The organism is Paenibacillus sp. UNC496MF (assembly GCF_900113915.1).
Classification (GTDB): domain Bacteria; phylum Bacillota; class Bacilli; order Paenibacillales; family Paenibacillaceae; genus Paenibacillus_Z; species Paenibacillus_Z artemisiicola.
This window is the reverse complement of sequence record NZ_FORE01000022.1, coordinates 69,032-91,938: the sequence shown is the minus strand read 5'-3', so window position 1 is coordinate 91,938 and position 22,907 is coordinate 69,032. Positions and strand designations below refer to the sequence as shown.

General features: G+C 61.2%; 24 protein-coding genes and 1 rRNA gene. 20 read left to right on the top strand and 5 right to left on the bottom strand.

The genetic code is table 11. From position 1 onward, the window contains the following. Window positions 1-279 (top strand): 23S ribosomal RNA (locus tag BMZ79_RS31795); the annotation flags it as partial. Between the two features lie 157 nt (window positions 280-436). On the opposite strand, the gene BMZ79_RS31790 is transcribed toward BMZ79_RS31795, so the two are convergent. Beyond that, complete coding sequence (locus BMZ79_RS31790) at window positions 437-607, bottom strand: Spo0E family sporulation regulatory protein-aspartic acid phosphatase (protein WP_090648771.1); 171 nt, start codon at window positions 605-607, stop codon at window positions 437-439. Window positions 608-856: 249 nt separating this feature from the next. Here BMZ79_RS31790 and BMZ79_RS31785 point away from each other — a divergent pair, with 249 nt between their 5' ends. Beyond that, entirely contained in the window at window positions 857-1,813 is a 957-nt protein-coding gene (locus tag BMZ79_RS31785) for a 3'-5' exoribonuclease YhaM family protein (protein WP_090648770.1), read from the top strand. A 109-nt stretch (window positions 1,814-1,922) separates the two neighbouring features. Further along, entirely contained in the window at window positions 1,923-2,909 is a 987-nt protein-coding gene (locus BMZ79_RS31780; protein ID WP_090648767.1) for a Gfo/Idh/MocA family protein, read from the top strand. 250 nt (window positions 2,910-3,159) lie between these two features. Here the strand turns inward: BMZ79_RS31780 and BMZ79_RS31775 are convergent, their stop codons facing one another. Next, window positions 3,160-4,020, bottom strand: coding sequence for an AraC family transcriptional regulator (locus tag BMZ79_RS31775; RefSeq protein WP_090648765.1), 861 nt, complete (start codon window positions 4,018-4,020; stop codon window positions 3,160-3,162). A 164-nt stretch (window positions 4,021-4,184) separates the two neighbouring features. Here BMZ79_RS31775 and BMZ79_RS31770 point away from each other — a divergent pair, with 164 nt between their 5' ends. The 10 genes from BMZ79_RS31770 to BMZ79_RS31725 all read left to right on the top strand — a co-directional run bounded on the left by BMZ79_RS31770 (window position 4,185) and on the right by BMZ79_RS31725 (window position 15,970). After that, window positions 4,185-4,508 (top strand): UxaA family hydrolase, encoded by a 324-nt coding sequence (locus BMZ79_RS31770; protein WP_090648761.1) that lies wholly within the window; start codon window positions 4,185-4,187, stop codon window positions 4,506-4,508. Between the two features lies 1 nt (window position 4,509). Continuing rightward, a complete protein-coding gene (locus BMZ79_RS31765) occupies window positions 4,510-5,673 on the top strand; it encodes a UxaA family hydrolase (RefSeq protein ID WP_090648759.1) in 1,164 nt (387 codons plus the stop codon). Between the two features lie 12 nt (window positions 5,674-5,685). Next, on the top strand, window positions 5,686-6,804 hold the full coding sequence (locus BMZ79_RS31760) for a Gfo/Idh/MocA family protein (RefSeq protein ID WP_256253289.1): 1,119 nt from the start codon (window positions 5,686-5,688) through the stop codon (window positions 6,802-6,804). A gap of 576 nt (window positions 6,805-7,380) precedes the next feature. Then, window positions 7,381-11,733 (top strand): S-layer homology domain-containing protein, encoded by a 4,353-nt coding sequence (locus BMZ79_RS31755; protein ID WP_218154855.1) that lies wholly within the window; start codon window positions 7,381-7,383, stop codon window positions 11,731-11,733. A gap of 147 nt (window positions 11,734-11,880) precedes the next feature. Continuing rightward, the gene (locus tag BMZ79_RS31750) at window positions 11,881-12,588 is read left to right on the top strand and encodes a hypothetical protein (RefSeq protein WP_090648751.1); all 708 of its coding nucleotides are present in this window, start codon (window positions 11,881-11,883) and stop codon (window positions 12,586-12,588) included. Window positions 12,589-12,708: 120 nt separating this feature from the next. Then, the gene (locus BMZ79_RS31745) at window positions 12,709-13,485 is read left to right on the top strand and encodes a YjgB family protein (protein WP_256253288.1); all 777 of its coding nucleotides are present in this window, start codon (window positions 12,709-12,711) and stop codon (window positions 13,483-13,485) included. A 251-nt stretch (window positions 13,486-13,736) separates the two neighbouring features. Further along, window positions 13,737-14,108 carry an iron chaperone gene (locus tag BMZ79_RS31740; RefSeq protein ID WP_090648747.1) on the top strand — a complete coding sequence of 124 codons (372 nt, stop codon included), beginning with the start codon at window positions 13,737-13,739 and terminating at the stop codon, window positions 14,106-14,108. 19 nt (window positions 14,109-14,127) lie between these two features. Further along, the gene (locus tag BMZ79_RS31735) at window positions 14,128-14,685 is read left to right on the top strand and encodes a pyridoxamine 5'-phosphate oxidase family protein (protein WP_090648745.1); all 558 of its coding nucleotides are present in this window, start codon (window positions 14,128-14,130) and stop codon (window positions 14,683-14,685) included. A gap of 74 nt (window positions 14,686-14,759) precedes the next feature. Continuing rightward, on the top strand, window positions 14,760-15,464 hold the full coding sequence (locus BMZ79_RS31730) for a zinc dependent phospholipase C family protein (protein ID WP_177222456.1): 705 nt from the start codon (window positions 14,760-14,762) through the stop codon (window positions 15,462-15,464). Next, on the top strand, window positions 15,461-15,970 hold the full coding sequence (locus tag BMZ79_RS31725) for an RDD family protein (RefSeq protein ID WP_090648742.1): 510 nt from the start codon (window positions 15,461-15,463) through the stop codon (window positions 15,968-15,970). Before BMZ79_RS31730 ends, BMZ79_RS31725 begins: the two co-directional genes overlap by 4 nt. Window positions 15,971-16,124: 154 nt before the next feature. On the opposite strand, the gene BMZ79_RS31720 is transcribed toward BMZ79_RS31725, so the two are convergent. Further along, window positions 16,125-16,754 (bottom strand): GNAT family N-acetyltransferase, encoded by a 630-nt coding sequence (locus tag BMZ79_RS31720; RefSeq protein ID WP_256253287.1) that lies wholly within the window; start codon window positions 16,752-16,754, stop codon window positions 16,125-16,127. Window positions 16,755-16,773: 19 nt separating this feature from the next. On the opposite strand from BMZ79_RS31720, the gene BMZ79_RS31715 reads away from it, so the two are divergent. Then, window positions 16,774-17,271 (top strand): GNAT family N-acetyltransferase, encoded by a 498-nt coding sequence (locus BMZ79_RS31715; RefSeq protein ID WP_090648740.1) that lies wholly within the window; start codon window positions 16,774-16,776, stop codon window positions 17,269-17,271. 5 nt (window positions 17,272-17,276) lie between these two features. Here the strand turns inward: BMZ79_RS31715 and BMZ79_RS31710 are convergent, their stop codons facing one another. Further along, complete coding sequence (locus BMZ79_RS31710; protein WP_090648736.1) at window positions 17,277-17,540, bottom strand: hypothetical protein; 264 nt, start codon at window positions 17,538-17,540, stop codon at window positions 17,277-17,279. A 90-nt stretch (window positions 17,541-17,630) separates the two neighbouring features. Between BMZ79_RS31710 and BMZ79_RS31705 the strand changes: the two genes are divergently transcribed. The 6 genes from BMZ79_RS31705 (at window position 17,631) to BMZ79_RS34040 (ending at window position 21,810) form a co-directional block, all read left to right on the top strand. Continuing rightward, the gene (locus tag BMZ79_RS31705; protein WP_090648785.1) at window positions 17,631-18,095 is read left to right on the top strand and encodes a GNAT family N-acetyltransferase; all 465 of its coding nucleotides are present in this window, start codon (window positions 17,631-17,633) and stop codon (window positions 18,093-18,095) included. Between the two features lie 45 nt (window positions 18,096-18,140). After that, complete coding sequence (locus tag BMZ79_RS31700; protein ID WP_090648782.1) at window positions 18,141-18,707, top strand: GNAT family N-acetyltransferase; 567 nt, start codon at window positions 18,141-18,143, stop codon at window positions 18,705-18,707. Window positions 18,708-18,769: 62 nt separating this feature from the next. Beyond that, the gene (locus BMZ79_RS31695) at window positions 18,770-19,537 is read left to right on the top strand and encodes a DUF3891 family protein (protein ID WP_090648733.1); all 768 of its coding nucleotides are present in this window, start codon (window positions 18,770-18,772) and stop codon (window positions 19,535-19,537) included. A gap of 135 nt (window positions 19,538-19,672) precedes the next feature. Then, on the top strand, window positions 19,673-20,335 hold the full coding sequence (gene rpiA, locus BMZ79_RS31690; protein ID WP_090648780.1) for a ribose-5-phosphate isomerase RpiA: 663 nt from the start codon (window positions 19,673-19,675) through the stop codon (window positions 20,333-20,335). 189 nt (window positions 20,336-20,524) lie between these two features. Beyond that, the gene (locus BMZ79_RS31685) at window positions 20,525-21,328 is read left to right on the top strand and encodes an aminoglycoside adenylyltransferase domain-containing protein (protein WP_090648731.1); all 804 of its coding nucleotides are present in this window, start codon (window positions 20,525-20,527) and stop codon (window positions 21,326-21,328) included. 86 nt (window positions 21,329-21,414) lie between these two features. Then, entirely contained in the window at window positions 21,415-21,810 is a 396-nt protein-coding gene (locus BMZ79_RS34040; RefSeq protein WP_143089189.1) for a hypothetical protein, read from the top strand. Window positions 21,811-21,830: 20 nt separating this feature from the next. On the opposite strand, the gene sigK is transcribed toward BMZ79_RS34040, so the two are convergent. Then, window positions 21,831-22,532 (bottom strand): RNA polymerase sporulation sigma factor SigK, encoded by a 702-nt coding sequence (gene sigK / locus BMZ79_RS31680; RefSeq protein ID WP_090648728.1) that lies wholly within the window; start codon window positions 22,530-22,532, stop codon window positions 21,831-21,833. Window positions 22,533-22,907 lie beyond the last annotated feature (375 nt).

Here is a 22,907-nt window from a genome sequence, read left to right as displayed (position 1 = left end):
ATCTGTCGTGGGCGCAGGAAATTTGAGAGGAGCTGTCCTTAGTACGAGAGGACCGGGATGGACGCACCGCTGGTGTACCAGTTGTTCCGCCAGGAGCACCGCTGGGTAGCCAAGTGCGGACGGGATAAGCGCTGAAAGCATCTAAGCGTGAAGCCCCCCTCAAGATGAGATTTCCCAATTTAGTAAGACCCCTTGAAGACGACGAGGTAGATAGGTTCGAGGTGGAAGCGCAGCAATGCGTGGAGCTGACGAATACTAATCGGTCGAGGGCTTATCCAAGGTACATCGCTTCAGCTAAGCAAGACCTTCGCAAAGGTTCGTATCCAGTTTTCAGGGTGGCAACAGGAAGAGGGCCGTTGATTAATCAACGGCCCTCTTTTTCTATATATGATCGATTAGGAGAATAGCGAAGGCGTGTCCGGCGTCTCGATCTCGGTTATTGCGTCAGGTCACGGGACGGTATGGATAGCGAGTAATGCAGATTAATGAGTTCGTCGAGCTTTTGGCTGATCTTCAATAAATCGGCATAGGCCATCGCGTGCGATGCGCTGGTATTGAGCAAACCGCGATAAAGTTCGATCCGTTCGTTGACGAGCGCAAGGTCCATTTGGATTACTTCCTTCGTGATGTATTTTTTTAAAATTTTACACCAACAAATCCCCGATGTCTATGAAAGAAAAAACCGAAACTTCGACAGCTTTCGCTGCGACGGAAGGCGATACGAAAGGCCGCCCGGCAACGTTCGAAACAGGGCGACTGGCCGAAAGCGTTCATGGTATGATGGATGAAGCGTGCCGTCCGAAGGTTTTTTCGCATGGGGTCGATCGGGGTAAGCAGGATACGGGAGGGGATACGGATGACGCCAATCAAAGAACTCAGCGATGGCAACGAGTTTATCGGGTTTTATCTGATCAAGGAAAGCGAAATCAAGCAGACGAATACGACGCCGCCGAAGGATTTTATGAATCTGACGCTGGCCGATGCCTCCGGGCAGGTGTCTGCCAAGCTGTGGGATGCGTCCGAAAGCGACAAGGAGCAGTTCAAAGCGCTGACGCTCGTGAAGGTGCAAGGACAAGCCCAATTGTACCGCGATAAATTGCAGGTGAAAATCAACCGGATCCGCAAGGCGACGGATGCGGACGGCGTGTCGCTGACGGATTTCGTGCGGGCGGCCCCGGCCGAGCCCGCCGCGCTCGTGGCGCGCATTCAAGAGACGAAGGACGCCATCGCGGACGCCGATATCCGCACGATCGTCGCGTACTGCCTCGACAAAGCGGGGGACCGGCTGCTGCATGCGCCGGCGGCGAAGTCGCATCATCACGCGTATTATGCCGGATTGGCCTATCACATCGTGCGCATGCTGGAGCTGGGCGAGTTTATTTGCCGGCAGCGGCCGTTTCTGAATGCGGATCTCGTGAAAGCGGGCATTATCCTTCATGACATCGCCAAGCCGGAGGAAATGGTCTCGGAGCTCGGCATCGTGTCGGATTACAGCCAAACCGGCAAACTGATCGGGCACATCTCGCTCGCGTCGCTCTGGATCGCGGAAGCGGCGTTCATGTCGGGCATTCCCGCGGATTCGGAACGCGTCATGGCTTTGCAGCATTTGGTCTTATCCCATCATAATCTCGGCGAATGGGGCAGCCCCGTCCAACCGCAAATCGCGGAGGCGGTCGCGCTGCACTATATCGATTCGCTGGACGCCAAGCTGCAGATGATCGAGGACGCGCTGGACGCGATCGCGAGCCACGAAGCTTGGACGCCGCCGGTGCGGGGCTTGGAAAACAAGGCGTTTTACCGGATGAAGCTGTAGACGCGGCTAGTCGGGATGACAGAAGCCTGATAGGGTTGACGGTTAACCGTGAGAACGTTGCCGCGGGGGCCGTCGCGGGTTGAACACGACGAAAGGGGATTTTACCGACATGATGCGTTTCGGCATTATCGGCACCAACTGGATTACGGATCAATTCATCGAGGCGGCGCGGACGACGGAAGACTTCGCGCTGTCGGCGGTTTATTCGCGGACCGCGGACCGGGCGGAGGAGTTTGCCGCCAAGCACGGCATTCCGCGGACCTTCACGGATATCGGGGAGATGGCGGCCAGCCCCGAGGTCGATGCGGTCTATATCGCCTCGCCGACGTCGTTCCACGCGGAGCAGGCGATGCTCTGCATGCGCGCGGGCAAGCATGTGCTGTGCGAGAAGCCGGCCGCGTCGAACGCGCGCGAGCTGGAGGCCGTGATCCGGACGGCCCGCGAGCAGGGCGTGGTGTTCATGGAAGCGATGAAGAGCTCGTTCATGCCGGGCTTCCAAGCGATTCGCGAGCTGCTGCCGACGCTGGGTCCGATTCGTCGCTACACGGCGAGCTACTGCCAGTATTCCTCGCGTTATAACGCGTATAAGGCCGGAGAGGTGCTGAACGCGTTCAAGCCGGAATTCTCGAACGGGGCGCTGATGGATCTCGGGGTCTACTGCATCTATCCGCTCGTGCTGCTGTTCGGCGCGCCGGAGCGCATTGCCGCCAGCGGTACGATGCTTGCCTCGGGCGTGGACGGGCAGGGGAGCCTGATCGCAAGCTACCGGGAAATGGAGGCGGTGATCGCATACTCCAAGATTTCGAATTCATCGCTGCCGGCGGAAATTCAGGGCGAGGACGGCACGCTGACGATCGATGCCATTAATTTGCCGCGCAAGCTGACGGTTCGCTACCGGGACGGCCGTACGCAGGAGATCGACGCGACGGAGGAAGGACTCGTGATGAGTTACGAGGCACGCGCGTTCTTGGCAGCCATCCGTGAAGGCAAGACCGAATCGTCCGTCAACACGCACGCGCTGTCGCTTGCCGTCATGAACGTGCTGGACGAGGCGAGGAAGCAGCAGGGACTCGCATTCCCGGCGGATCTGAAGTAAGCGGGCCCGGCGAGCGGCGTCGGACCGCAAGTACGATGACCCGCGAAGGTACATAGCAAGGTAATCCTAAGCGAAGCAAACGAAAAACGCTGCCGATCGCGGAAGAAGGTTCCGCGTTCGGCAGCGTTTTTTTGGCAGAACGACAAACGAAACGATGCGGCCTGCGGTTCGATTGGCAGCCTCGCCAGGGCGGCCGGATACGCAGCAGGGCAGAGGCTCGCGGGATACGCCTGCTGCCGGGTCAAGCGGCTCATTGCAGGCGTTTGTAATGCGCCGGCGTGTCGCCGGCGATTTTTTTGAAAATGCGGTAAAAGTGCGGCAGGCTCTCGAAGCCGCAGGCCGCGGCGATCTCCGCGACGGTGCGGTCGGTATCCGCGAGCAGCTCTTTGGCATGCATGATGCGCTTGGCGATAACGTACTCGGTTACGTTCATGCCGGTATGCTGCTTGAACATGCGCGAGAAGTAGGAGGGACTCACGGAAGCTCGGGACGCCAGCGACGCCAAGCCGATTTCCTCGCCGAGCCGGCCGTCGATCTCGTTGAGGGCGTTCTGCAGCCAGCCCGGCCGGGAACCGTTCGAGGGCGCGTTCGCGGCGCCGGGGGTGATCTTGCGGTTCAAGCGCAGCAGAAGCGTCTGCAGCTGCAGCAGAATCGCTTGCTTATAGCCGGGCTCGCGGGCGGCAAGCTCCTTTTGCATCTCGTCGAACATCTCTTCGAGCCTTGCCCGCTCCTCCGGGAGCAGCTCGAGCCGATAGCTCCGTTTCGCTCTCGCGGAAACGAAGCATTGCAGGAAGGAATACCCATCCATGCCGATGGACGAAGCCTGGACGTACTGCCCGCTGAAGAACACGACCGAAGAGGTGAGCGGCTCGTCGGAATGCGGCATCGTCTTATGGATCGTGTTGCCGGGGATGAGGTACAGGTCGCCGGCCTGCATTTCGTAGAACGTGTGATTGATGAAGAACGATCCGCCGCCGCCGTGCACGTAGATGATCTCGAGCCAGTCGTGCAGATGATCCGGCAATTCGGCCTGCAAATTCTTCGTATGGCGCAGCACGAGCTCGACCGGCAGCGCGGCATCCGCGGCGAACTGCTTGCGCATCGGGTCCATCCGCCATCATCTCCTTATCCGTCGTAAGCGTTTCATTGGTGCAAGAAAAGGTATATTTCCAGCGAATTTCGCAATTTTGCTGCTGTTTCTTACGCTCTATAATGAAACTATACCGGACTGAACATCGGAAGTCCATACGAGGATACGAAGGAAAGGTGAGGCAGATGGAGCATGCGATTACCATCGGCGCGGACGCGCTGTACATGGACGAGCGCGATCACGTCGCGACGGCGCTTCGGGAGATTCGAGCAGGAGAAACGATCGGCTACCGCAGCGCGGCGGGGCTTCAAGACGTAACGGCGGCGAACGACATCCCGTTCGGCCATAAAATCGCGGTGACGAACATCGAAGCCGGCGACGACGTCCGCAAATACGGGGAAGTCATCGGCCGAGCGGTCACGCCGATCGCGATCGGACAGCATGTGCACGTACACAATATCGAGGGGATCCGCGGACGCGGCGACCTCGGCGCGAAGGGGACGAACTGACATGGCAAGCACGATCATGGGTTACGAACGGCCGAACGGCGAGATCGGCATCCGCAATCATCTGCTGATCATTCCGACGGTCATCTGCTCCAACCAAGTATGCAGCCGCATCATGGCCATGGTGCCGGGCGCCGTCGCCATTCCGCATCAGCACGGCTGCAGCCAGATCGGCGCGGACAAGACGCGAACGTTCGACATGCTGGCCGGCACGGGCAAAAATCCGAACGTCGGCGCGGTCATCATCATCAGCCTGGGCTGCGAGGTCGTCGATCCGATCGCGCTCGCGGAAGAGATCCGCACGACCGGCAAACCGGTCGAAGTGTTCGATATCCAATCGGTCGGCGGGTCGGTGAAGGCGATCGCGCACGGCACGGAGCTCGCGAAACGAATGATGGCGGATCTCGCGAAGCAGGAAAAGGTGCCGGTGCCGCTGAATAAATTGAAGGTCGGCGTCAAATGCGGCGGTTCCGACGCCACGTCCGGACTCGCGTCGAACCCGGCGCTCGGCGCCGCGGCGGATGCGCTGATCGCGGAAGGCGGCTCCGTCGTCATCGGAGAGACGACGGAAATCATCGGCGCGGAGCATCTGCTCGCGGAACGCTGCGTGACGCCGGAGGTATCCGACAAGCTGTACTTTATCGTCGACCGCTTCGAGAAAGAAGTCGAACGGATGGGCGCGGACATGCGCGGCGGCAACCCGAGCCCGGGCAACATCGCCGGGGGGCTGTCCACCATCGAAGAGAAGTCGCTCGGCTGCATCAGCAAATGCGGCAAAGCGCCGATCCAGGACGTCATCGAGTACGCGGCGCGCATTCCGGAGCACGGACTGTACTTCATGGACTCGCCGGGCAACGACATCGAATGCGTATCCGGCATGGCGGCCGGCGGCGCGCATATCGTCTGCTTCACGACGGGCCGCGGCACGCCGACGGGCGCCGCGGTCGTGCCGGTCATCAAAATCACGGGCAACAAAATGATGTTCCGGCGCATGGAGGACAACATGGACGTCGACGTCAGCGACATGCTGGACGGCAGCGCCGGCCTGGAGCAGGCGGGCGAACGGATTTGGCAGGAAATCGTGGAAGTCGCGGTAGGAAAATGGACGAAGGCGGAAGTGCTGGGCCATACGGAATTCAGCATTAACCGCATCGGACCGAGTTTGTAATCACTGTCGGAGGTGCTGACCTACATGGGCGCGGAGAAGTACAATTGGCTGGATTTGGACTATCGTCCGGCATTGCCGCAGCAAAAAGAAATGGGCATCGCCATCATCGGGGCCGGCGAAATCGTGGAAGCGTGCCATTTGCCGGCTTACGAGATGGGCGGTTTGCGAGTCGTCGGAATCTATGACCTGAACCGGGAGCGCGCGGAGAAGCTGGCCGCGAAATTCGGGATCGGCAAGGTGTACCGGGAAATGGACGAGCTGCTGGCGGATCCCGAGGCGCGCATCGTCGATTTGGCGGTGCCGGCGAAGGTGCAGCCGGGCATCGCGGAGCGCGCGGCGGCGGCAGGGAAGCACATCCTGTGCCAGAAGCCGCTGGCGGAATCGTACGCCGATGCGGTGCGCATCGCCGAGGCGTGCGAGAAACATGGCGTCAAAGGCGCGGTGAATCAGCAGATGCGCTGGTCGCCGAGCATTCGGGCGAGCCATACGATCATCGGGCGCGGCTGGCTGGGCGAGCTGCTGCAGGCGACGATTCAAGTGAACGTGAAGCAGGACTTCGCGAATTGGGGCTGGTTGCGGGAGATGCCGACGCTGGAATTCATGTATCACAGCATTCACTACATGGATGCGATTCGGTTCCTGTTCGGCACGCCGGAGTACGTCTACGCGGACGGGGCGCGGTTCCCGGGCCAGCGCACGGTCGGCGAGACGCGCACGCTGCTGCATATCAAGTTTCCGGGCGAGGCGCGCGGCTTGATTCACGATAATCACAATCACATCGCCGGCGAGGACGACTGGTACGCCACTTACCGGTTCGAAGGCACGGAAGGCATCATCAAGGGCACGAACGGCTCGCTGTACAACTACCCGATCGGCCGGGAGGATACGCTGAGCTTCCACACGCGCGCGATCCACGAGGATTATTGGTTCACCCCGCGACTGCACGGCAAATGGTTTCCGCATGCGTTCATGGGCACGATGGGCGAGCTGATGCGCGCCGTCGAGGAAGAGCGCGAGCCGGAGAACAGCGTGGCGGACAACTTGAAGACGATGCAAATGGTGTTCGGCGCGTACTTGTCGATGAAAGAAAATCGGCCGGTGACGCTCGCGGAAATCGCCGGACAACGCTAGCGGGACAACGCTAATAGCGCCGCCTCGACCGGACGGCGGATCACGGAATGGAAGCGCAATACGCGCTTCCTTTTTTTGCGTTTGAAGGAGGCTCAGCCGTGATTGGCGCGGCTGCCCGAAGGGAAGTAATTCGCGTGAGCTTCGACCTCCGCTTTACGTTATGGTAAGAGCGTAACGATTTATGTTTTCCGAAATAACGTTAATAAATAACAAAAATTTTCAGTAAATATGCATCTATCTGCCTATATTCGTATTGAAAAATTAGGACTCAAGCAATTAATTGATAAATTTTAGCAAAATTATTATTGATAAATGATTAACGATCACGTATTATCGATCTGGATTAATAACTGAAAATTATCTCAACTGTAAATATTTAAATCTAACATGGCGTGAGAGCTGAAGTCAAATGGACGGAAGATTCGAACCGGACCGACTATGGGCTATTTTTATGGAATGACCTTCTATGAAAATGGTTTCATATAAATGAAAACTAGGAGGAACGTTATGCATCATCGCAGGGTTGTCGCAAAAGCTTTATCTTTCACGCTCGTATTTGCTTTACTCGCCGGTTCGTTGTTCGGCAGCTTGGCGAACGCGTCGCCGGGTACGGGCATCGGCGCCGAGCCGGCTCCGGCCGCGGGTCAACCGGCCGTACAGGATGCCGCGTCGGCGCAGTTCGAATCGCTGACGCCGAGCGAAGCGAACGTTACGCTCGCTTTGCCGGACGGCAGCCATGCGATCACGGTCGACGCGACGTACAAGGACGGCTCGGCGAAGGACGTGACGGCGCAAGGCGTCTGGACGTCGCTGAATCCGGCGATCGCCGTCGTGAACCGCGGCGTCATTACGGCGAAAGCCGCCGGCTCGACGGAAGTGCGCTTGAATCTCGGCGACGCCGTCGTGAACGTGCCCGTCACGGTTGCGACGGGCGCCGCGGAAGACGCGCCGCAGCAGGCGGAGCCAGCGGAACCGACGCTCGTCACGTACTTGCTGTCCACGCTGAACGTGTTCGTGGAAGCGGACACGAACTATCCGGTTCATCTGCACGGCACGTTCTCGGACGGCTCCACGCGGGATATTACGGCCGATGCCGTCTGGAGCACGGACGACCCCGCGATCGCCACCGTGTCGCACGGCATAATCAAAGGCGTCAAGGCCGGCGAATCGACGTTCATCCGCGTCAAATACGGCACCATGCCGACGTTGTCGATCGCCGTCGCCGTGCAAAAGGAACCGATCCCGTTTCAGCTGTTCGGGCTCCTGCTCTCGGAAGACGTCCTGAAGCTGATGGAAACCGACGCGCCGCATAAGATGTACGCGGATTTGGAATATCCCGACCAGGACCGGTACGAGGTGACGAATCTCGGCAAATGGTATTCCGGCGACGAAGCCGTGGCCACGGTCGACGCCAACGGCGTGATTACGCCGGTCGGCAAAGGGATGACCTATATCTATTTCGAGTACAAATACACGGCGCCGATCGGCAAGGAAGGCGAAGACGGCTACGACGACGGGCTGCTCGTCACGTCCGTCCAAGTATTCGTCGGCGGCCCGATCAAGCTGGAGCGCTTCACGCCGAACATGCAGCAGCAGCTGGACCTCGACACGCCCGTGACGCTCCCGCCGCGAAGCTATCAGGAAATCACGATCATGGGCGTCTACTCCGAAGATCCGCGGACCGGCCAGAACTATAACGCCGACGACGTCACGGCCGATATCGAATGGGCCGTCGGCGATAAATCGATCGCGACGATCAACGATGCCGGCCGCATCTTCGCGGGCGCGAAGGAAGGCACGACGACGATAACCGGTCGTTATTTAGCGTTCGAGCCGTTTTCATTCCAAGTGACGGTGACGAAGGAGGCGGCCGCAAGCCAGGTGCTGAATCTGGTGGCCGAGCCGACGTACGTCGAAATCACCGACGGCAAGCCCGTCCGGCAGCCGGTCGTCAAGGCGATCTACAATGACGGCACGGTCGAGGACGTCACATCCCAAATCGGCGACGACGCTTGGCTCGCGTCCGACCCGTCGGTCGCTTACCGCAGCAACGACGGCAACATCGTCGCGGAATCCGCGGGTTCGGCCGTAATCGGCGCGGTTTACAACGATCAGATCGCCATCATCCCGGTCATCGTGAAGCAAGCGGAGCCGAAGAGGGCGACCTCGTTAACCGTTACTCCGGGTTCCCTAAGCCTGCAGATCGGGAAGCAGGAAGCCTTGTCGGTCGAAGCGGTGATGACGGACGGCGAGCGGCTGGACAAAACGGCAGCCGCTGCCTACCGCTCGGCTAATCCGCAGGTCGTCTCCGTCAACCGGAAGGGCGAGCTCACGGCGGTCGGCAAAGGCACGGCGGCCGTCGAGGTCGCCTACGGCGGCCAGTCGCAAACAGTCACGATCGAGGTCGCCGCTGCCGGGGACATGCCGGCCGAACAACCGGAAGCGGCACCGAAGCGCATTACCGGCGTCACGGTAAGCGAACCGCAGGTAACGCTGGACGTAACGGACGGTCCTCACGCGGTAACCGTGCAGGCCGCTTACGAGGACGGCACGAGCGCGAACGTCACGGCGCAGGGCAAATGGTCGACGCAGGATGCGGGCGTCGTGACGGTCAAGGATGGCGTCCTGACGCCGGTCGCGCCGGGGGCGACGCGCGTGCATCTGGCGCTGGACGGCGCGGTCGTCGCGGTGCGGGTCACGGTGAAGGACGGCGACTTCTCGTCCAACGTCCGCATGGCGGACGAGGGCGCTGCGGCGGAACCGACGGTCGATGCGCTGCTGCTGTCGACGACGAAAGTTCTGGTGGAGAAAGGCTCTTCCTATCCCGTTCAACTGCTGGCCGTCAAGAGCGACGGCACGACGGAGGACGTGAGCGATCAAGCGCAATGGTCGGTGTATGACACGGACATTGCCGACGTGGTCAAGGACAACGGCGCCGTCGGCATTCTCGGCAAATCGACCGGGACCGCGAATCCGGATCAAGGCTACCAGAAGTTCGGCCGGACGACGCTGACCGTCTCGTACGGCGACTTCACGCCGACGATCGTCAACGTGTCCGTATCCGAGAAGCCCGGCGAGCCCGACGTGCTCGACATCGGCTTCCGGACGTCCGAGTTCAATTGGTATTTCGACGGGGCGTCGTTCCGGCTGTACAAGGGACAAGCGCCGTATGAGCTGAAGCCGTTCGCGCTGGATACGACGGGCGACACTTTCCCGGCGGACGGCGGTCAATGGACGTTCTCGCAGCCGGGCGTCGTGGCGGTGAATGACGACAGCGGCTTCGAGGCCTTGGCGACCGGCGAGACGGACGCCGTCTTCACGTACGAGCAATTCGGCGTGACCTACGCGCGCACGCTTCACTTCGAGGTTGTCGACCTGCAGGGCATCGAGTCCGATGCGGACCAAGAAGACGGCGTCTATCGCGTCGACGTCCACCCGCAAGGCTCTTCGCTCGCCGGCTTGAACGAAACGGTCGCGGATCAAGACGGCCAATCGCACGTCGGCCCGTTGTCCGGGTTCGTCGACTGGCAGATCGAGGACCCCGAGCTTGTCGCGGTGTACGACGAACAGCCGTACGTCCGTTTCGTCGCCGGCACGAAAGAAGGCACGACGCGGGTAACCGGCACTTACTTCGGTCATACGATCGCGTTCGACGTGACGGTCACGAAGAACCCGATCAAACCGAAAATCATGACAATCGTCGCGGATCCGACGCATTACGTCTTCGATGACGCCGAGGACCAGCCGGTCGCGCCGGTCGTCAAGGCCATCTACAGCGACGCGACCGTACAAACGCTGGACAACGCGGATCTGACATGGTTCAGCGGCGATCCGACGATCGCCGACCTGACGGGAGACGGCAAGATCATGCGGACGAACCGCAAGGGCGGCACGAACATCGTCGGCCAATACAAGGGCATCCCGGTAAACCTTCCGGTCATCGCGACGTACTCGGACGCGACGCCGGTCGCGACGGGCTTGACCGTCACGCCGGACCTGCACGCGATGACGGTCGGCGGTACGCAGCCATTGAAGGCGACGGCGACGACGAGCGATCTGAGCGAAGTCGACGTGACGGATCTCGCGATGTTCGAATCGAAGAATCCGGACGTGGCGACGGTCGGCAAGGACGGCGTCGTCACCGCGGTCAAAGCGGGCACCGCGAAATTGCGCGTCTATTACTGGGGCTTCAACGAGTATTTGACGGTTACGGTTTCCCCGGCCAGCTCGGGCGGCGGTCCCGGCACGATCATTACGCCGCCGGCGCCTCCGGCAACGGACGATCCGGATCAGGTTGCGACGCCGGAAACGCCGGTGCTGCATGACGCCGTGGACGGGGCGTCCGTAAAGGACCGCATCGGCAAAGCATTGGCCGACGCGACCCCTGCCGCCTTCAGCGACGTGCCTGCCACTTCGTGGAGCGCATCGGCGATCGCCTTGGCGGCGAAAGCCGGGTTCGTCGAAGGCTACGCGGACGGTTCGTTCGCCCCGAAGAAGGACGTGACGCGCGCGGAATTCGCCGCGATGCTGGCGAAAGCGCTGGGCCTCGGGGAGGCGGGGCCGGAGTCGTTCGCGGACGTGAAAGCCGATCATTGGGCGCATGGCGCCATCGGCGCGCTGAAAGCGCTGGGCTACATTAACGGGTACGGCGACGGCAGCTTCCGTCCGAACCAGCCGATCACGCGCGCCGAGATGATCGCGATTCTGGCGCGGGTGATCGATTTCGGCAAAGCCGCGAGCGGCAGTCCGTTCGCGGACGTGAACGGCCACTGGGCGGAACCGGCGATCGCGGCCTTGACGGAAGCGGGCGTCGTCAAGGGCAAGGCGGAGCATACCTTCGCGCCGAACGCGAACGCGACGCGCGATGAGTCGGTCGCGCTCATCCTGCGGGCGCTGGACGCATGTTTGGATTTGGGACTTGAACTGTAACGGATTTGAGAAGCGGTTTTGAGAGTCGGTTTGGCGGAATGCAGAGCGGGAGGCGCAGGTTGCGCTTCCCGTTTTCGTTTGCGCATTGTAAGCTTAAGAAGGCGTGAGAAAGAGCGGGAATAAGACTGATTTCGGGAGGGGGCGGAGATGGTTCGCATCCGAATCGCGTTGATTATGGGCATCGCGGCAGCCTCTATACTGGGCATGCTGATGGCGTCCGCGTCGCTAAGCAACGGCAATCCATATGGTTATAGCGAAACCGACATCGTGGACGGCGAACAAGCGGACGATTCCGTGCGCGCCTTATTCGGGCTGCAAGGCGGGCTGCTCACTGTGCAGCCGGCAAGCGGCGGCTCCGCGTCCGTCGCGCCGCTCGGCGCGCCGGGCTGCATCGGGCAGGCGTCCGATTTGCGATGGCATGGCGCCTTCGAGGCGCGATGGACGCCGCACAAGGGCGAGACGTCTACGATTTTCGCGTTCCCGGCGGATTTCGAGATCGTCCAGCCAACGGACGAGACCGCGGAAATGGAGCCGATCAAGCTGGGCGGTACCGAACTTGCGGTTTATTCGCCCCGGTACACGGACTGCCACGCGCTGGAAACGTATTTCTTCGGCGTGCGGGACGGCCGGGCGTTCCCGGTCTCCATCCGGATGGATGACGTCCGCGCCTTGGCCAGCATCGGACGGCTGCCGGGGCAGAAACCCATCGCCGAATCGGACGAACTCGTCATTATTGGCGGCTTTGCGGCGGGCATGGAGACCGTCCCCGTGTACGCTTTCCGCTACGAACCGGAGGCCCGAACGTTAACGCTGACCCGGACCGAGCAGCGGAAGCTGACCGAGCTAGGCGGTTGATTATACTGCCCCGGAATAGCCTGACATGGTCCGGCGCAAGTTAACGGTTGAAACATTTTCAAGCACAAGCTCGTTTAGAGGGTGTAGTTCCCCATTCACGACTTACTGGAGATGAAGAGAATGAAAAAGAAATCAACCGTTAAACTGCTGGCCGTCGCGGTCCTGCTGACCGGCGCCATGCTGCTCTCCGCTTGTTCCCATTCCGACAACGCGGCGAACGAGTCCGGCAACGCCTCGCAAAACAACGCCACGCCTCCGGCGGATTCGCCGAATACGAATACGGGCACGAATACGGGCACGAATACGGGCACGAACCAAGGCAATGCCGGCAATGCCGGCGACGCGTCGAATGCCGGCGGCGAGGCGAGCGGCGATGCGAGCGGCAACGGCGCGAATCAGCCGTCGGGCAGTACCGGCGGCGGTACCTCGGGCAACGCGTCGGAGCCATCCGGCGCCGACGGCCAAACGTCCGCAACGATCAAAGCCATGCTGGAGCTGGCGAAGGACGGGAAAGTGAAGGGCATTCCGTTCGCGGCGGACAAAGGCTTGATCGACGACGTCGAGAAGGACTGGGGCAAGTCCGACAAGACGGATTCGGCCGGCAAGGGGCTGTATGCCACCTACGCGAAGAAGCACGCGGTTATCGGCTTCAACAAAGGCAGCCAGATTTTCGACGTCCGCTCCGACGCGCCGGAGCTGCGGACGCTAACGTTGAAGCAGATCGAAGCCGCCCTCGGCAAGGCCGATCAGGTCACGAAGAACGGCACCGACACGATCTACACGTACGAAGCGAACAAGACGTTCGAGCTGCGCTTCATCATCTCGGCCGACACGGGCAAGGTGGACCATGTCTCCGTGTACGCGCCGGCGGATACCATCAATAATATGGCGGGTTAAGACAAGCGCAAGGCATAACGGGCTTCGGCATTCCGATAGCAGCAGACAGCAGCAGGCAGAAGCAGGAGATTTCTTCGACCGCGGATCGGGGAAATCTCCTTTTTGTTTGCTAGCGACTGGCAACGGCCTGCACGCGGCACGATTATCGTTTCCAGTAATTAGTCGGTTTGATATAATGATCGTATTATTCATGCGACAAGAGACGCGCCGTGCGGGAAGTCGTTCCGCGCGCCGCGAGAGGAGGGCACATCATGGAGGCGTTTCAAGATTATCTCGCGGGGATCCAGCACCCGCAGCATCAGGCACGGACGAGAGAAGTGCTGGACTTCGCAGCCGCGACATTCCCGCATTTAGCCCCTCTTATCAAGTGGAACCAGCCGATGTTCGCCGATCACGGCACCTTCATCATCGGGTTCAGCACAGCCAAGACCCATCTCGCGATCGCGCCCGAGAATGCCGCGATGGCGGCGTTTGCGGACGACATCGCGCAGGCCGGGTACGAAACGACCAAGGGATTGATCCGAATCCGATGGGACCAGCCGGTTGATTACGCTTTGCTTGCGAACATCATGGCGTTCAACATCCGCGATAAGGAAGATTGTACGACGTTTTGGAGGAAATAAACGAGGACGGGGTGATCGTATGGGGAAAACGTACGCTTCCATGCTTCCCGAACATGAAAGCTTCATCCACGCGCAGAAGCTGTTTTTCGTCGGAACGGCCGCATCGAACGGGCATGTCAATATCTCGCCGAAGGGATACGACGCGCTGCGCGTTCTTTCGCCGAACCGGGTGGCCTACCTCGATCTGACGGGGAGCGGCAATGAAACGAGCGCGCATCTGACGGAGAACAGCCGGATCACGTTCATGTTCGTCGCTTTCGATGGAAAGCCCTTGATTCTGAGGCTCTACGGGGCGGGACGCGTCGTCTTGCCGGACTCCGGGGAGTGGGCGGACCTTGCCCGGCCTTTCACTTTGCTGCCCGGCTACAGGCAGATCATCACGGCGGAGATCGATTTGGTGAAAACCTCCTGCGGGTACAGCGTGCCGTTCTATGCGTACGAAGGCGAACGCAGCCTGCTGCTGGACTGGGCGAACCATAAAGGCGAAGAAGACCTGCAGCGGTACCGGCAAACCAAAAACGCGGTCAGCATGGACGGCATCCTCACGCCGATCGGCAAGTCGTTGGATGAGCGGTAATCGCTGAACGGATTCGAAAGCGGGAACAGGCATGACCGACCGGGTAACGGATACGGGAAAAGGAGGTTCCAACCATGCCTTGGCCAATGGTGCATCTGGCGATTTCCAACGAGCTTGCAGGCGGCGATCCGAGTCCGGACCTCTTGCTGGGCTGCATCGCCCCCGACGCGATTCATGCCAGAGGGCAGGTTTCCAGGGAAGAGAAAGGCGTGACGCATCTCGTCCTTAACGGGAGCTTGCCGGCGAAGGAAAGGATCATGGAGGCGTACCTGGCCTATCTGCCGCAGCGTTCGGAGCCGGCGTGGAAGGATTTCGCGTTGGGGTATGTTTCGCATATTTATGCGGACCTGCGCTGGACGGAGACGCTTTACGCGGATTTCGAGCGCCGCTTCGAAGGGGATCGGGACGAGATTCGCAAGCGATATAACGAGGAAATGAGCCGGACGGAATTCGCTCTGCTCCGTTCGCTGCCCGGCGCCGAAGCGCACTTGACGAAACTCGCGGCCGCCAGGGGCTATGCGATCGCACCGTTTCTGACGCGGCAAGAAGTGACGCATTACCGGGAGACGAAGCTTGGCTGGCTCCGCAACGGAAGCCATGAACCCCGCGTGCGCCCGGTTTATTTTCGGTTGGAGGCGGTGATGGATTTCATTCGCGCGACGTCCATGGAGTTCAGCGACCTCATGAGAGCGTGGGGGACGGATAGGCAACATCGGCAGCTTAGTAACGGCACGAGACGATTACGGGATGGTTCACCGACGTCAAGGAGGCCCGCATGAAGGTTGCGTTCAAGCGGTTAGCCGCGTATTGGCTGGATTTTGCGGTGCTCGCCGTGGCGCTCGTCGGCCTGCAATTGGCCGTCTATCGGGCGACGGGCGGGTTCCCGTTCGATAGACTCGACCGCGGCTTCGAGATCGAAGCGTGGGTGCTGGGGTCCATGTCGCTCCCGGTATGGGCGTATTTTATCGTGTGCGAGACATGGCGGCGGCAGACGCTGGGCAAACGGCTGCTTCGTCTGGAAGTCGTGACCGCGGAGCATGGGACGTCCATCGGCCTTCCGCGGGCGCTGGGCAGAACGCTCATCCGGCTGCTGCCCTGGGAAGCGACGCATCTGATCATCCTGGTGCCCGAGCCGTGGTGGGACGTGGAGCAGCCGTCTCACCCGTACCTGATCTACCTTCCGAATGCGCTGATGGTCCTTTACGCGGTCGTGCTGTTCGCGACGAAAGGCCGGATGGCGATCCACGATTATGCGATGCGCACGAGGGTGAAGGAGCGAGCATAAGCGGGGATGAAGTCGGGTCGATTGCGATTTGAAGCCCGTTGATTCATGCGAATTTTCATCCGAATCCGCTATTTTCTTAGGCTGGTCGATCGGGGACAATGGGATGCTCGGGCCATGCAGATAAATTCGAACCTACAAGTCGCTCGAACGGCATTTATGTAGCAGCGGGATTGCCAGTCGGAGCCGCCAGCGCCCAATACACCATCTCCGCGTTGCTTCCGGTGCGCGTCATGCCCAGCTTCTCGAGCACGCGGGCGGAGGCCTGATTGTCGACGAGGCATTCGGCGGTGACCGCATCCACGCGTCCCGTCGCGAACGCCCACTCCATTAAGGCGCGGACGCTTTCCGTGGCAAAGCCTTGATTTCGGGCCGCGGGCAGGAAGCCGAAACCGGCTTCGACGGTTCTCGCTTCGGCCGGTTTGCCTTTGAAGCCGATATCGCCGACGACCTCGTTGGCAGCCCGGTCGACGACGAGCCAGACGCCCCAGCCGAGCTCGTCCGGATCGGCTTTCACTTTGGCCAGATGGCGAACGATATGTTTGCGTTCCTGCACATAGGGTGAATAGTCGGGAGAAAGCCCGGAGTGGGCCGGAACAAGCTCAAGCCGTGCGGTAGCAAGGGTGAACATCGATCGATTCCTCCAAAGGATCGCGGGATTGATCTCTTTATAGCGAAAATGCAACGGATTCGCAAGCTTCGAGAGGCGCAATGTGAAACAATCGATAGATTGATCGTCCTGCCGTGCATGCGTTCGCGCATCGATCTGATAGGCTACGAAATCCATCGAAAAGGAGAAGAACGCCATGCGGCAGTATGCCATTCGTCCGATCGCCGCGCAGGATGTGCCGTTTCTCTGGGAGATGCTGTACGAATCGCTTCACGTGCCCGATGGACAGGAGCCGTTCGCCAGAGCGATCGTCCGCGAGCCGCAGCTCGCGAAGTACGTCGAGGGCTGGGGCAGGGAAGGCGATGCCGGCTGCGTCGCGGTCGGACCCGACGGACAGCCGATCGGATCGATTACGGCGCGGCTTTATGCGGAGGGCGACAAGAGCTACGGTTATGTCGGCAGCGACGCGCCGGAGCTGGGCATGGCGCTCTTGCCCGCGCACAGAGGCTCGGGCATCGGAACGGCGCTGCTGGCCCGGCTCGTCGAGGAGCTTCGCGGCCGGTCGGTGAAGCGGGTCTCGCTCAGCGTGGATCCCCGTAACGCCGCGGCGATGGCCTTGTACCGGCGTTTCGGGTTCGAGGAAGTCCGGAAGGACGGCACGTCCATCGTCATGGTCGCGAATTTGGATGCCTGATGGCTTCAACGTTTGCGCTGCAGCAGGACGTACCCGCTGATGCCGGACGTTTGCTTCCAGACGACGATTTTGAAACCGCTATCGGCATCCAGAAGACAGACCAGCGCCGTACGAAGGGGCGTTCCCACGGTCAGCCGGTCGGAGCACGGGAAGGAGCTGCCGATGACGCGCAGCGCGGAGATCCGGCGCGGGGAACGCGACACCAGCGGATTTTGGGACCAGCTGACGAGGACGAGATCCGTTTGGCGAACTGCTTTGGCACGGGCCATATTCGATCACCTCGTTTCGAACAAGCTTCCCTATTAGTAGATGATAGAACGAGAGATTATGTGATGCGGGGACAAAAAAGGAGGATGGCGATGACGACCGACATTCGCGTCACTCAAGCCGCGATCGGCGAGCTGGATGAACTGGCCGCCGTCTTCGATCAATATCGGGTATTCTACGGTCAACCATCGGACGCGTCCGCGGCGCGCGCCTTTCTATTCGATCGGTTCGAGTACCGGGATTCGATCGTCTTCGCCGCGAGAGACGTCCGGACGGACGCGCTCGTCGGCTTCGCGCAGCTGTACCCGGCGTTCTCGTCGATCTCGATGGCGAGATCCTTGATCTTGAACGACCTGTTCGTGGTGCCGGACGCCCGGAAGCGGGGGATCGGCCAGCTGCTGCTGGATGCGGCTCTCCGGTACGCCAAGCAGACGAACGCGAAGGGGCTGGAGCTGTCGACCGCGGCCGGCAACGCCGCGGCGCGGCGGCTGTACGAACGGAACGGGTACGAGCGGGACGAGTCGTTTTATCATTATTTTTTGAGCGCGCGGCCGTAACCGGCGGCACGCCATAAGCGAAAAAAGAAGGGACAAGGGATGAGCATGGCAACAAGGCGCGATTTCCCGGTGCTGGAGACGGAACGACTGGTCCTGCGGCAGCTGCGGGCCGAGGACGCCGGCGAGCTGTTCGCGTATTTTTCGCTGGACGAGGTAACGGCTTATTACGATTTGGACAGCTTCGAGGAGCCGGCGCAGGCGGCCGGGCTCCTCGCAAGCTGGCAGCGGCGGTTCGACCGCGGGGAAGGCATCCGTTGGGGCATTACGCTGCGGGGGGACGACCGGGTCATCGGGACCTGCGGCTTCCATGAATGGCCCAAGGGGCATTATAAAGCCGAGGTCGGTTACGAGCTCGCCCCTGCCTACTGGCGGCAAGGCTTGATGACCGAAGCGCTGGCCTCCATCATTCCGTACGGGTTCGAAGCGCTCGGCCTGAACCGGATCGAGGCGTTCATCGACCCCGATAACGACGGCTCCAGAAGGCTGCTGGAAAAATCGGGTTTGCGCGAAGAGGGGCATATGCGCGATTATTATTACGAGAAGGGTCGGTTCGTGGACGCCGTGCTCTTCGCTTGTTTGAAACGGACGTATGCCGGCAAGGCAAAGGTGTAGACCCGTCGAAGGCCGGGTTTTGGATCGGATTCCATTCGATTAGCCGAGAGGAGCGAGCCATCATGATCATTCGCGAAACGGAACAAGCCTACGTCATGACGCACCAGCACGAGCACGCCAGACTGTCGGGCGACATCGCCAAACGGTTCCACGCCCATCTCTTCCTGGGCGAGGAGCGGCGGGAAGACGCGCTGCATGCGGTATACGAGCACGACCGCGCCTGGATCAACATGGACGATACGCCGATCTGGAACGACGGCAGCGGCGCCCCGTATTCCTTCATGGATTACCCGCTGCGGCCGAAGCTGCTGTGTTACCGGGACGGCATCGACGAGACGGAACGCGGCAACGCCTACGCGGCTTTGCTGTGCAGCCTGCATTACGCGAATTTCGAAGCGATCCGGACCTCCGATCAACCGGAGATGATGGCGTTTCGCCAGCATGAGCTTGAACGGCAGGCGCGGATCCGGGCCGCGCTCGCCCCGCTGGAGGAGGCGACGGTGCAGCGGCATTTGCGCATCCTGCGGCTGTGCGACGGCTTGTCGCTGTACGTGTGCTTGAACGAGCCCGGAGCCGACAAGGCGCGCGAGCATCCGTGGTACCGGGCCGGATTCGATACGCCGCTCGTCGCCGGCGAGCAATACGTCGCCCACTGGGCGAGTCCCCGGGAGATCGGCGTCGCGCCCTCGCTGTTCGCGGAGACGTTCACGGCCTCCGTGCGGCAGAAGCAGGTGCCCAAGACGCTCATCGCCGAGCTCGGCCTGCACGCGGCCTTCGACCGGACGGCTTGGACCGAGCAGCAAGCGACGTTTCTCGCGGAAATGAACTGAAGTACGAGGTTACGGGTTCCCGTCCTGCGGCGATTGGAAATTTGCTCCGCTTGCCCGCGTTTGCGATCGGATGCACAATGGCGGCAGCAGGGAATGATAGGCATGACAACGACGACGAAACAAGAGGTGACGTACATGAATGCAAAACAGCTGGCGGCCGCGGAAGCGGTCACGCATATCGAAGACGGCATGACGGTGGGGCTCGGGACGGGATCGACGTCGTTCTTCGCCATCCATCGCATCGCGGAGCGGGTCAAGGAAGGGCTGCGCATCCAAGCGGTCTCGAGCTCGAAAGGCTCCGAGTCGCTGGCCCGGGAGCTGGGCGTCCCGATCGTCCCGTTCGCGGATATCGACGCGATCGACGTGACGATCGACGGCGCGGACGAAGTGGACGAGGCGTTCAATCTGATTAAAGGCGGCGGCGGCGCGCTGCTGCGGGAGAAGATTCTGGCCGCGAACAGCCGGCGGTTCATCGTGATCGTCGACGAATCGAAGCTCGTGCGCACGCTAGGCGCCTTTCCGCTGCCGGTCGAAGTCGTCCCGTTCGCGCATGAACTGACGGTGCGGAAGCTGGAGGCGCTGGGCTGCCAGCCGGCGATCCGCCAGGCCGACGGCCGGCCGTTCATCTCGGACAACGGCAACTACATCGCCGATTGCCGATTTGGCGCCATTCCGGATCCGGCGGCGCTGAGCGGGCGGCTGCACGCCATCCCCGGCGTCGTGGAGCACGGCTTGTTCGTGCGCATGACCGAAACCGTCGTGGTCGGCGGGACCGACGGCACGACGCGGTATTTGTAAACCCGTCCAAGCCGCGGGCAAACGGTCAATCGGACAATCATGCCGATTGATTGCTTGCGCGCCAAGTCCATGCGCACGGGGAGCCGCCGCCGATGATCGGCGAGCGGCTTTCGCCGGTTAAAGAGCTTCGATAGCGGAATATGGAGGCGGGCATCCCGACTCTAGAATCGAAGGGGAGGCGGCTGGCTCATGAACAAGGATCTGCAGCATGTATTGGACGGGGCGGTGCGTCTCTTCCGGAAGGAATGGCCGACTACGCTGACCGGCGTCTACGCGCACGGCTCGCTGGCGCTCGGCGGCTTCAACCCGGCGCGCAGCGACGTCGATCTGCTCGCGCTTCTCCGCGAGCCCGGCGATCGCGCCGCGTACCGGCGGATCGCGGAGGGGCTGATGCGGCTCGAGGACGAAGGCGGCGCCGGCGCGGGATTCGAGATGAGCATCGTGCTGGACGGGCACGCGGCGGCGGACTTCGTCTTCCCGACGCCGTTCGAATGCCACTATTCCGCGGCGCATCGCGATCGCTACGTACACGACCCGCAGTACGTTTGCGGCGGGTTTGCGGATCCTGACCTGGCCGCGCATTTCGCCGTCGCGCATGCCCGGGGCCTGACGCTCTACGGCACGCCGGCGCGGGAGGCGTTCCGGCCGGTCGGCCGCCGGCACGTCCTGGCTTCGGTGCTGGCGGACGTCCGGGAAGCGGCCGACGGGATCGCCGGCAACCCCGTGTACCATGTGCTGAACCTGTGCCGCACGCTGCGGTATGCGCGCGAGTCGGCGATCGCGTCCAAGCGGGAGGGCGGCGAGTGGGCGTTAGCGATCGTGCCGCCCGCTCATCGCGCGATCATCGAACGGTGCCTGGCGGCGTATGCGGGGAACGCCGGAGCGGATTCCGGCTTGGGGTTGTCCCCTGAAGAGCTGGCTTCGTTCGCGGGCGCGATGCTGGAGGCGATCGAACGCGAGGCCGCGGGCGAGGAAGGGCCGGGCTCGCGGTAGCGCGCTTCATTCGGCGCGCCCCGGGATGTATGCGCGAAGAGAGGCGGACCGCGAGGAGCTATCCCAATAAGGAGGACGGTACGGACATGGGCGATATTCTCTCGTATGACGGCGCATTCGACGAATGGGGGCGGCGCGATCGCGAGCCGTTGGAATTCCAGATCAATTTCCGCCACATCCGGCAGCTGCTTCCGGCGTCCTGCCGCATCCTGGATAACGGGGCGGGGCCGGTTCGGCGTCGAGGCGCACCGTCCAGAGCGAATCCGAGAATCCGCATATTCTCGGCCTTTCCTCGCATTTGCTGTATATCGGGCGAAAGCGGTGAGCCGCGGAGCGGCGGCATCGGTTGGCCGGGTTCGATTGCCCGACCAGGCGCGTGCCGGCAGTGGAACGGCACGAAATCGCGTTCAAGCCTGCAAGCAACCCAACGAAAAAAGGAGCGGCAGCCGCCGCTCCTTTTTTCGTTGCTTCCATATCCCTAACGTCTTCCGCTCGCCTGCGCTTACTTCTTTGCTTTGTAAAACTCGTGGTACAGCTTCATGAGCGCCCGTTTCTCGATTCGCGATACGTACGAGCGCGAGATGCCGAGCTCCTTGGCGATTTCCCGCTGCGTCCGCTCTTCCCCGCCGGTGATGAGGCCGAACCGGCCGACGACGACTTCCTTCTCCCGTTCGTCCAGGATGTCGAGGTTTTTGTATATTTTGCTCTTCTCGATCTTCAGCTGCACGCGTTCCGCCACGTCGTCGGCCTCGGTGCCGAGAATATCGATGAGCGTGATTTCGTTGCCCTCCTTGTCGGTGCCGATCGGATCGTGCAGCGACACGTCCTTGCGGGTCTTCTTCAGCGAACGGAGATGCATAAGTATTTCGTTCTCGATACAGCGGGCCGCGAACGTGGCCAGCTTCGTGCCTTTTCCCGTCTGGAAGCTCTCGATGGCCTTGATGAGCCCGATCGTACCGATGGAAATGAGGTCTTCGAGTCCTTCGCCCGTGTTGTCGAATTTCTTCACGATGTGCGCGACCAACCTTAAGTTATGCTCGATCAGCAAGTTGCGGGAACGCTGGTCCCCTTCCGCCATCAACTGCAGATGCCGCAGTTCCTCTTCTTCGGTCAGCGGCTGGGGAAAAGCATTGTTTTTGACATAGGAGACAAGAAGCGACAGTTGCTTGATGAACAGCGCGATTGCGGCAAAAAATCCAGGCATACTACGGCCACCCCCGTGATGTAATGGCCGGGCAAGATCCTAAGCCCTCCCCCGACGTTTCCGGACTGTTCTACATTCTATGTGGGCGCGGGCCTAGAAGTGCCTGTACGCGAAAGGATGTTAGCGGGGGAGGAAAACGTCGAATTAGGGGATGCGTGCGAAATCGGCTGATTGGTGGGCGAGCAGGCTGTTTCAGAACTAATGCCTTCAATGCGGCGGAAACAAATACGCCATCATATCGAAGTGCCCCGATTTGCTGTACGCCGCGTATAACCGCTCATCCGGCTCGAGCGCGTCCTCGAAATCGGCCGCGGCCGGTTCTTCTCCTTCGCGCAGCCGGGCGTTCAGACGGTACTCGTCCCGAGGGTCCGGCGG

What these genes read in the sequence shown, in the direction of transcription:
- BMZ79_RS31790 (WP_090648771.1), bottom strand. Translation starts at nt 607, where the DNA reads ATGGACCTTGCGCTCGTCAACGAACGGATCGAACTTTATCGCGGTTTG.
- BMZ79_RS31785 (WP_090648770.1), top strand. Translation starts at nt 857, where the DNA reads ATGACGCCAATCAAAGAACTCAGCGATGGCAACGAGTTTATCGGGTTT.
- BMZ79_RS31780 (WP_090648767.1), top strand. Translation starts at nt 1,923, where the DNA reads ATGATGCGTTTCGGCATTATCGGCACCAACTGGATTACGGATCAATTC.
- BMZ79_RS31775 (WP_090648765.1), bottom strand. Translation starts at nt 4,020, where the DNA reads ATGGACCCGATGCGCAAGCAGTTCGCCGCGGATGCCGCGCTGCCGGTC.
- BMZ79_RS31770 (WP_090648761.1), top strand. Translation starts at nt 4,185, where the DNA reads ATGGAGCATGCGATTACCATCGGCGCGGACGCGCTGTACATGGACGAG.
- BMZ79_RS31765 (WP_090648759.1), top strand. Translation starts at nt 4,510, where the DNA reads ATGGCAAGCACGATCATGGGTTACGAACGGCCGAACGGCGAGATCGGC.
- BMZ79_RS31750 (WP_090648751.1), top strand. Translation starts at nt 11,881, where the DNA reads ATGGTTCGCATCCGAATCGCGTTGATTATGGGCATCGCGGCAGCCTCT.
- BMZ79_RS31745 (WP_256253288.1), top strand. Translation starts at nt 12,709, where the DNA reads ATGAAAAAGAAATCAACCGTTAAACTGCTGGCCGTCGCGGTCCTGCTG.
- BMZ79_RS31740 (WP_090648747.1), top strand. Translation starts at nt 13,737, where the DNA reads ATGGAGGCGTTTCAAGATTATCTCGCGGGGATCCAGCACCCGCAGCAT.
- BMZ79_RS31735 (WP_090648745.1), top strand. Translation starts at nt 14,128, where the DNA reads ATGGGGAAAACGTACGCTTCCATGCTTCCCGAACATGAAAGCTTCATC.
- BMZ79_RS31730 (WP_177222456.1), top strand. Translation starts at nt 14,760, where the DNA reads ATGCCTTGGCCAATGGTGCATCTGGCGATTTCCAACGAGCTTGCAGGC.
- BMZ79_RS31725 (WP_090648742.1), top strand. Translation starts at nt 15,461, where the DNA reads ATGAAGGTTGCGTTCAAGCGGTTAGCCGCGTATTGGCTGGATTTTGCG.
- BMZ79_RS31720 (WP_256253287.1), bottom strand. Translation starts at nt 16,754, where the DNA reads ATGGATTTCGTAGCCTATCAGATCGATGCGCGAACGCATGCACGGCAG.
- BMZ79_RS31715 (WP_090648740.1), top strand. Translation starts at nt 16,774, where the DNA reads ATGCGGCAGTATGCCATTCGTCCGATCGCCGCGCAGGATGTGCCGTTT.
- BMZ79_RS31710 (WP_090648736.1), bottom strand. Translation starts at nt 17,540, where the DNA reads ATGGCCCGTGCCAAAGCAGTTCGCCAAACGGATCTCGTCCTCGTCAGC.
- BMZ79_RS31705 (WP_090648785.1), top strand. Translation starts at nt 17,631, where the DNA reads ATGACGACCGACATTCGCGTCACTCAAGCCGCGATCGGCGAGCTGGAT.
- BMZ79_RS31700 (WP_090648782.1), top strand. Translation starts at nt 18,141, where the DNA reads ATGGCAACAAGGCGCGATTTCCCGGTGCTGGAGACGGAACGACTGGTC.
- BMZ79_RS31695 (WP_090648733.1), top strand. Translation starts at nt 18,770, where the DNA reads ATGATCATTCGCGAAACGGAACAAGCCTACGTCATGACGCACCAGCAC.
- rpiA (WP_090648780.1), top strand. Translation starts at nt 19,673, where the DNA reads ATGAATGCAAAACAGCTGGCGGCCGCGGAAGCGGTCACGCATATCGAA.
- BMZ79_RS31685 (WP_090648731.1), top strand. Translation starts at nt 20,525, where the DNA reads ATGAACAAGGATCTGCAGCATGTATTGGACGGGGCGGTGCGTCTCTTC.
- BMZ79_RS34040 (WP_143089189.1), top strand. Translation starts at nt 21,415, where the DNA reads ATGGGCGATATTCTCTCGTATGACGGCGCATTCGACGAATGGGGGCGG.
- sigK (WP_090648728.1), bottom strand. Translation starts at nt 22,532, where the DNA reads ATGCCTGGATTTTTTGCCGCAATCGCGCTGTTCATCAAGCAACTGTCG.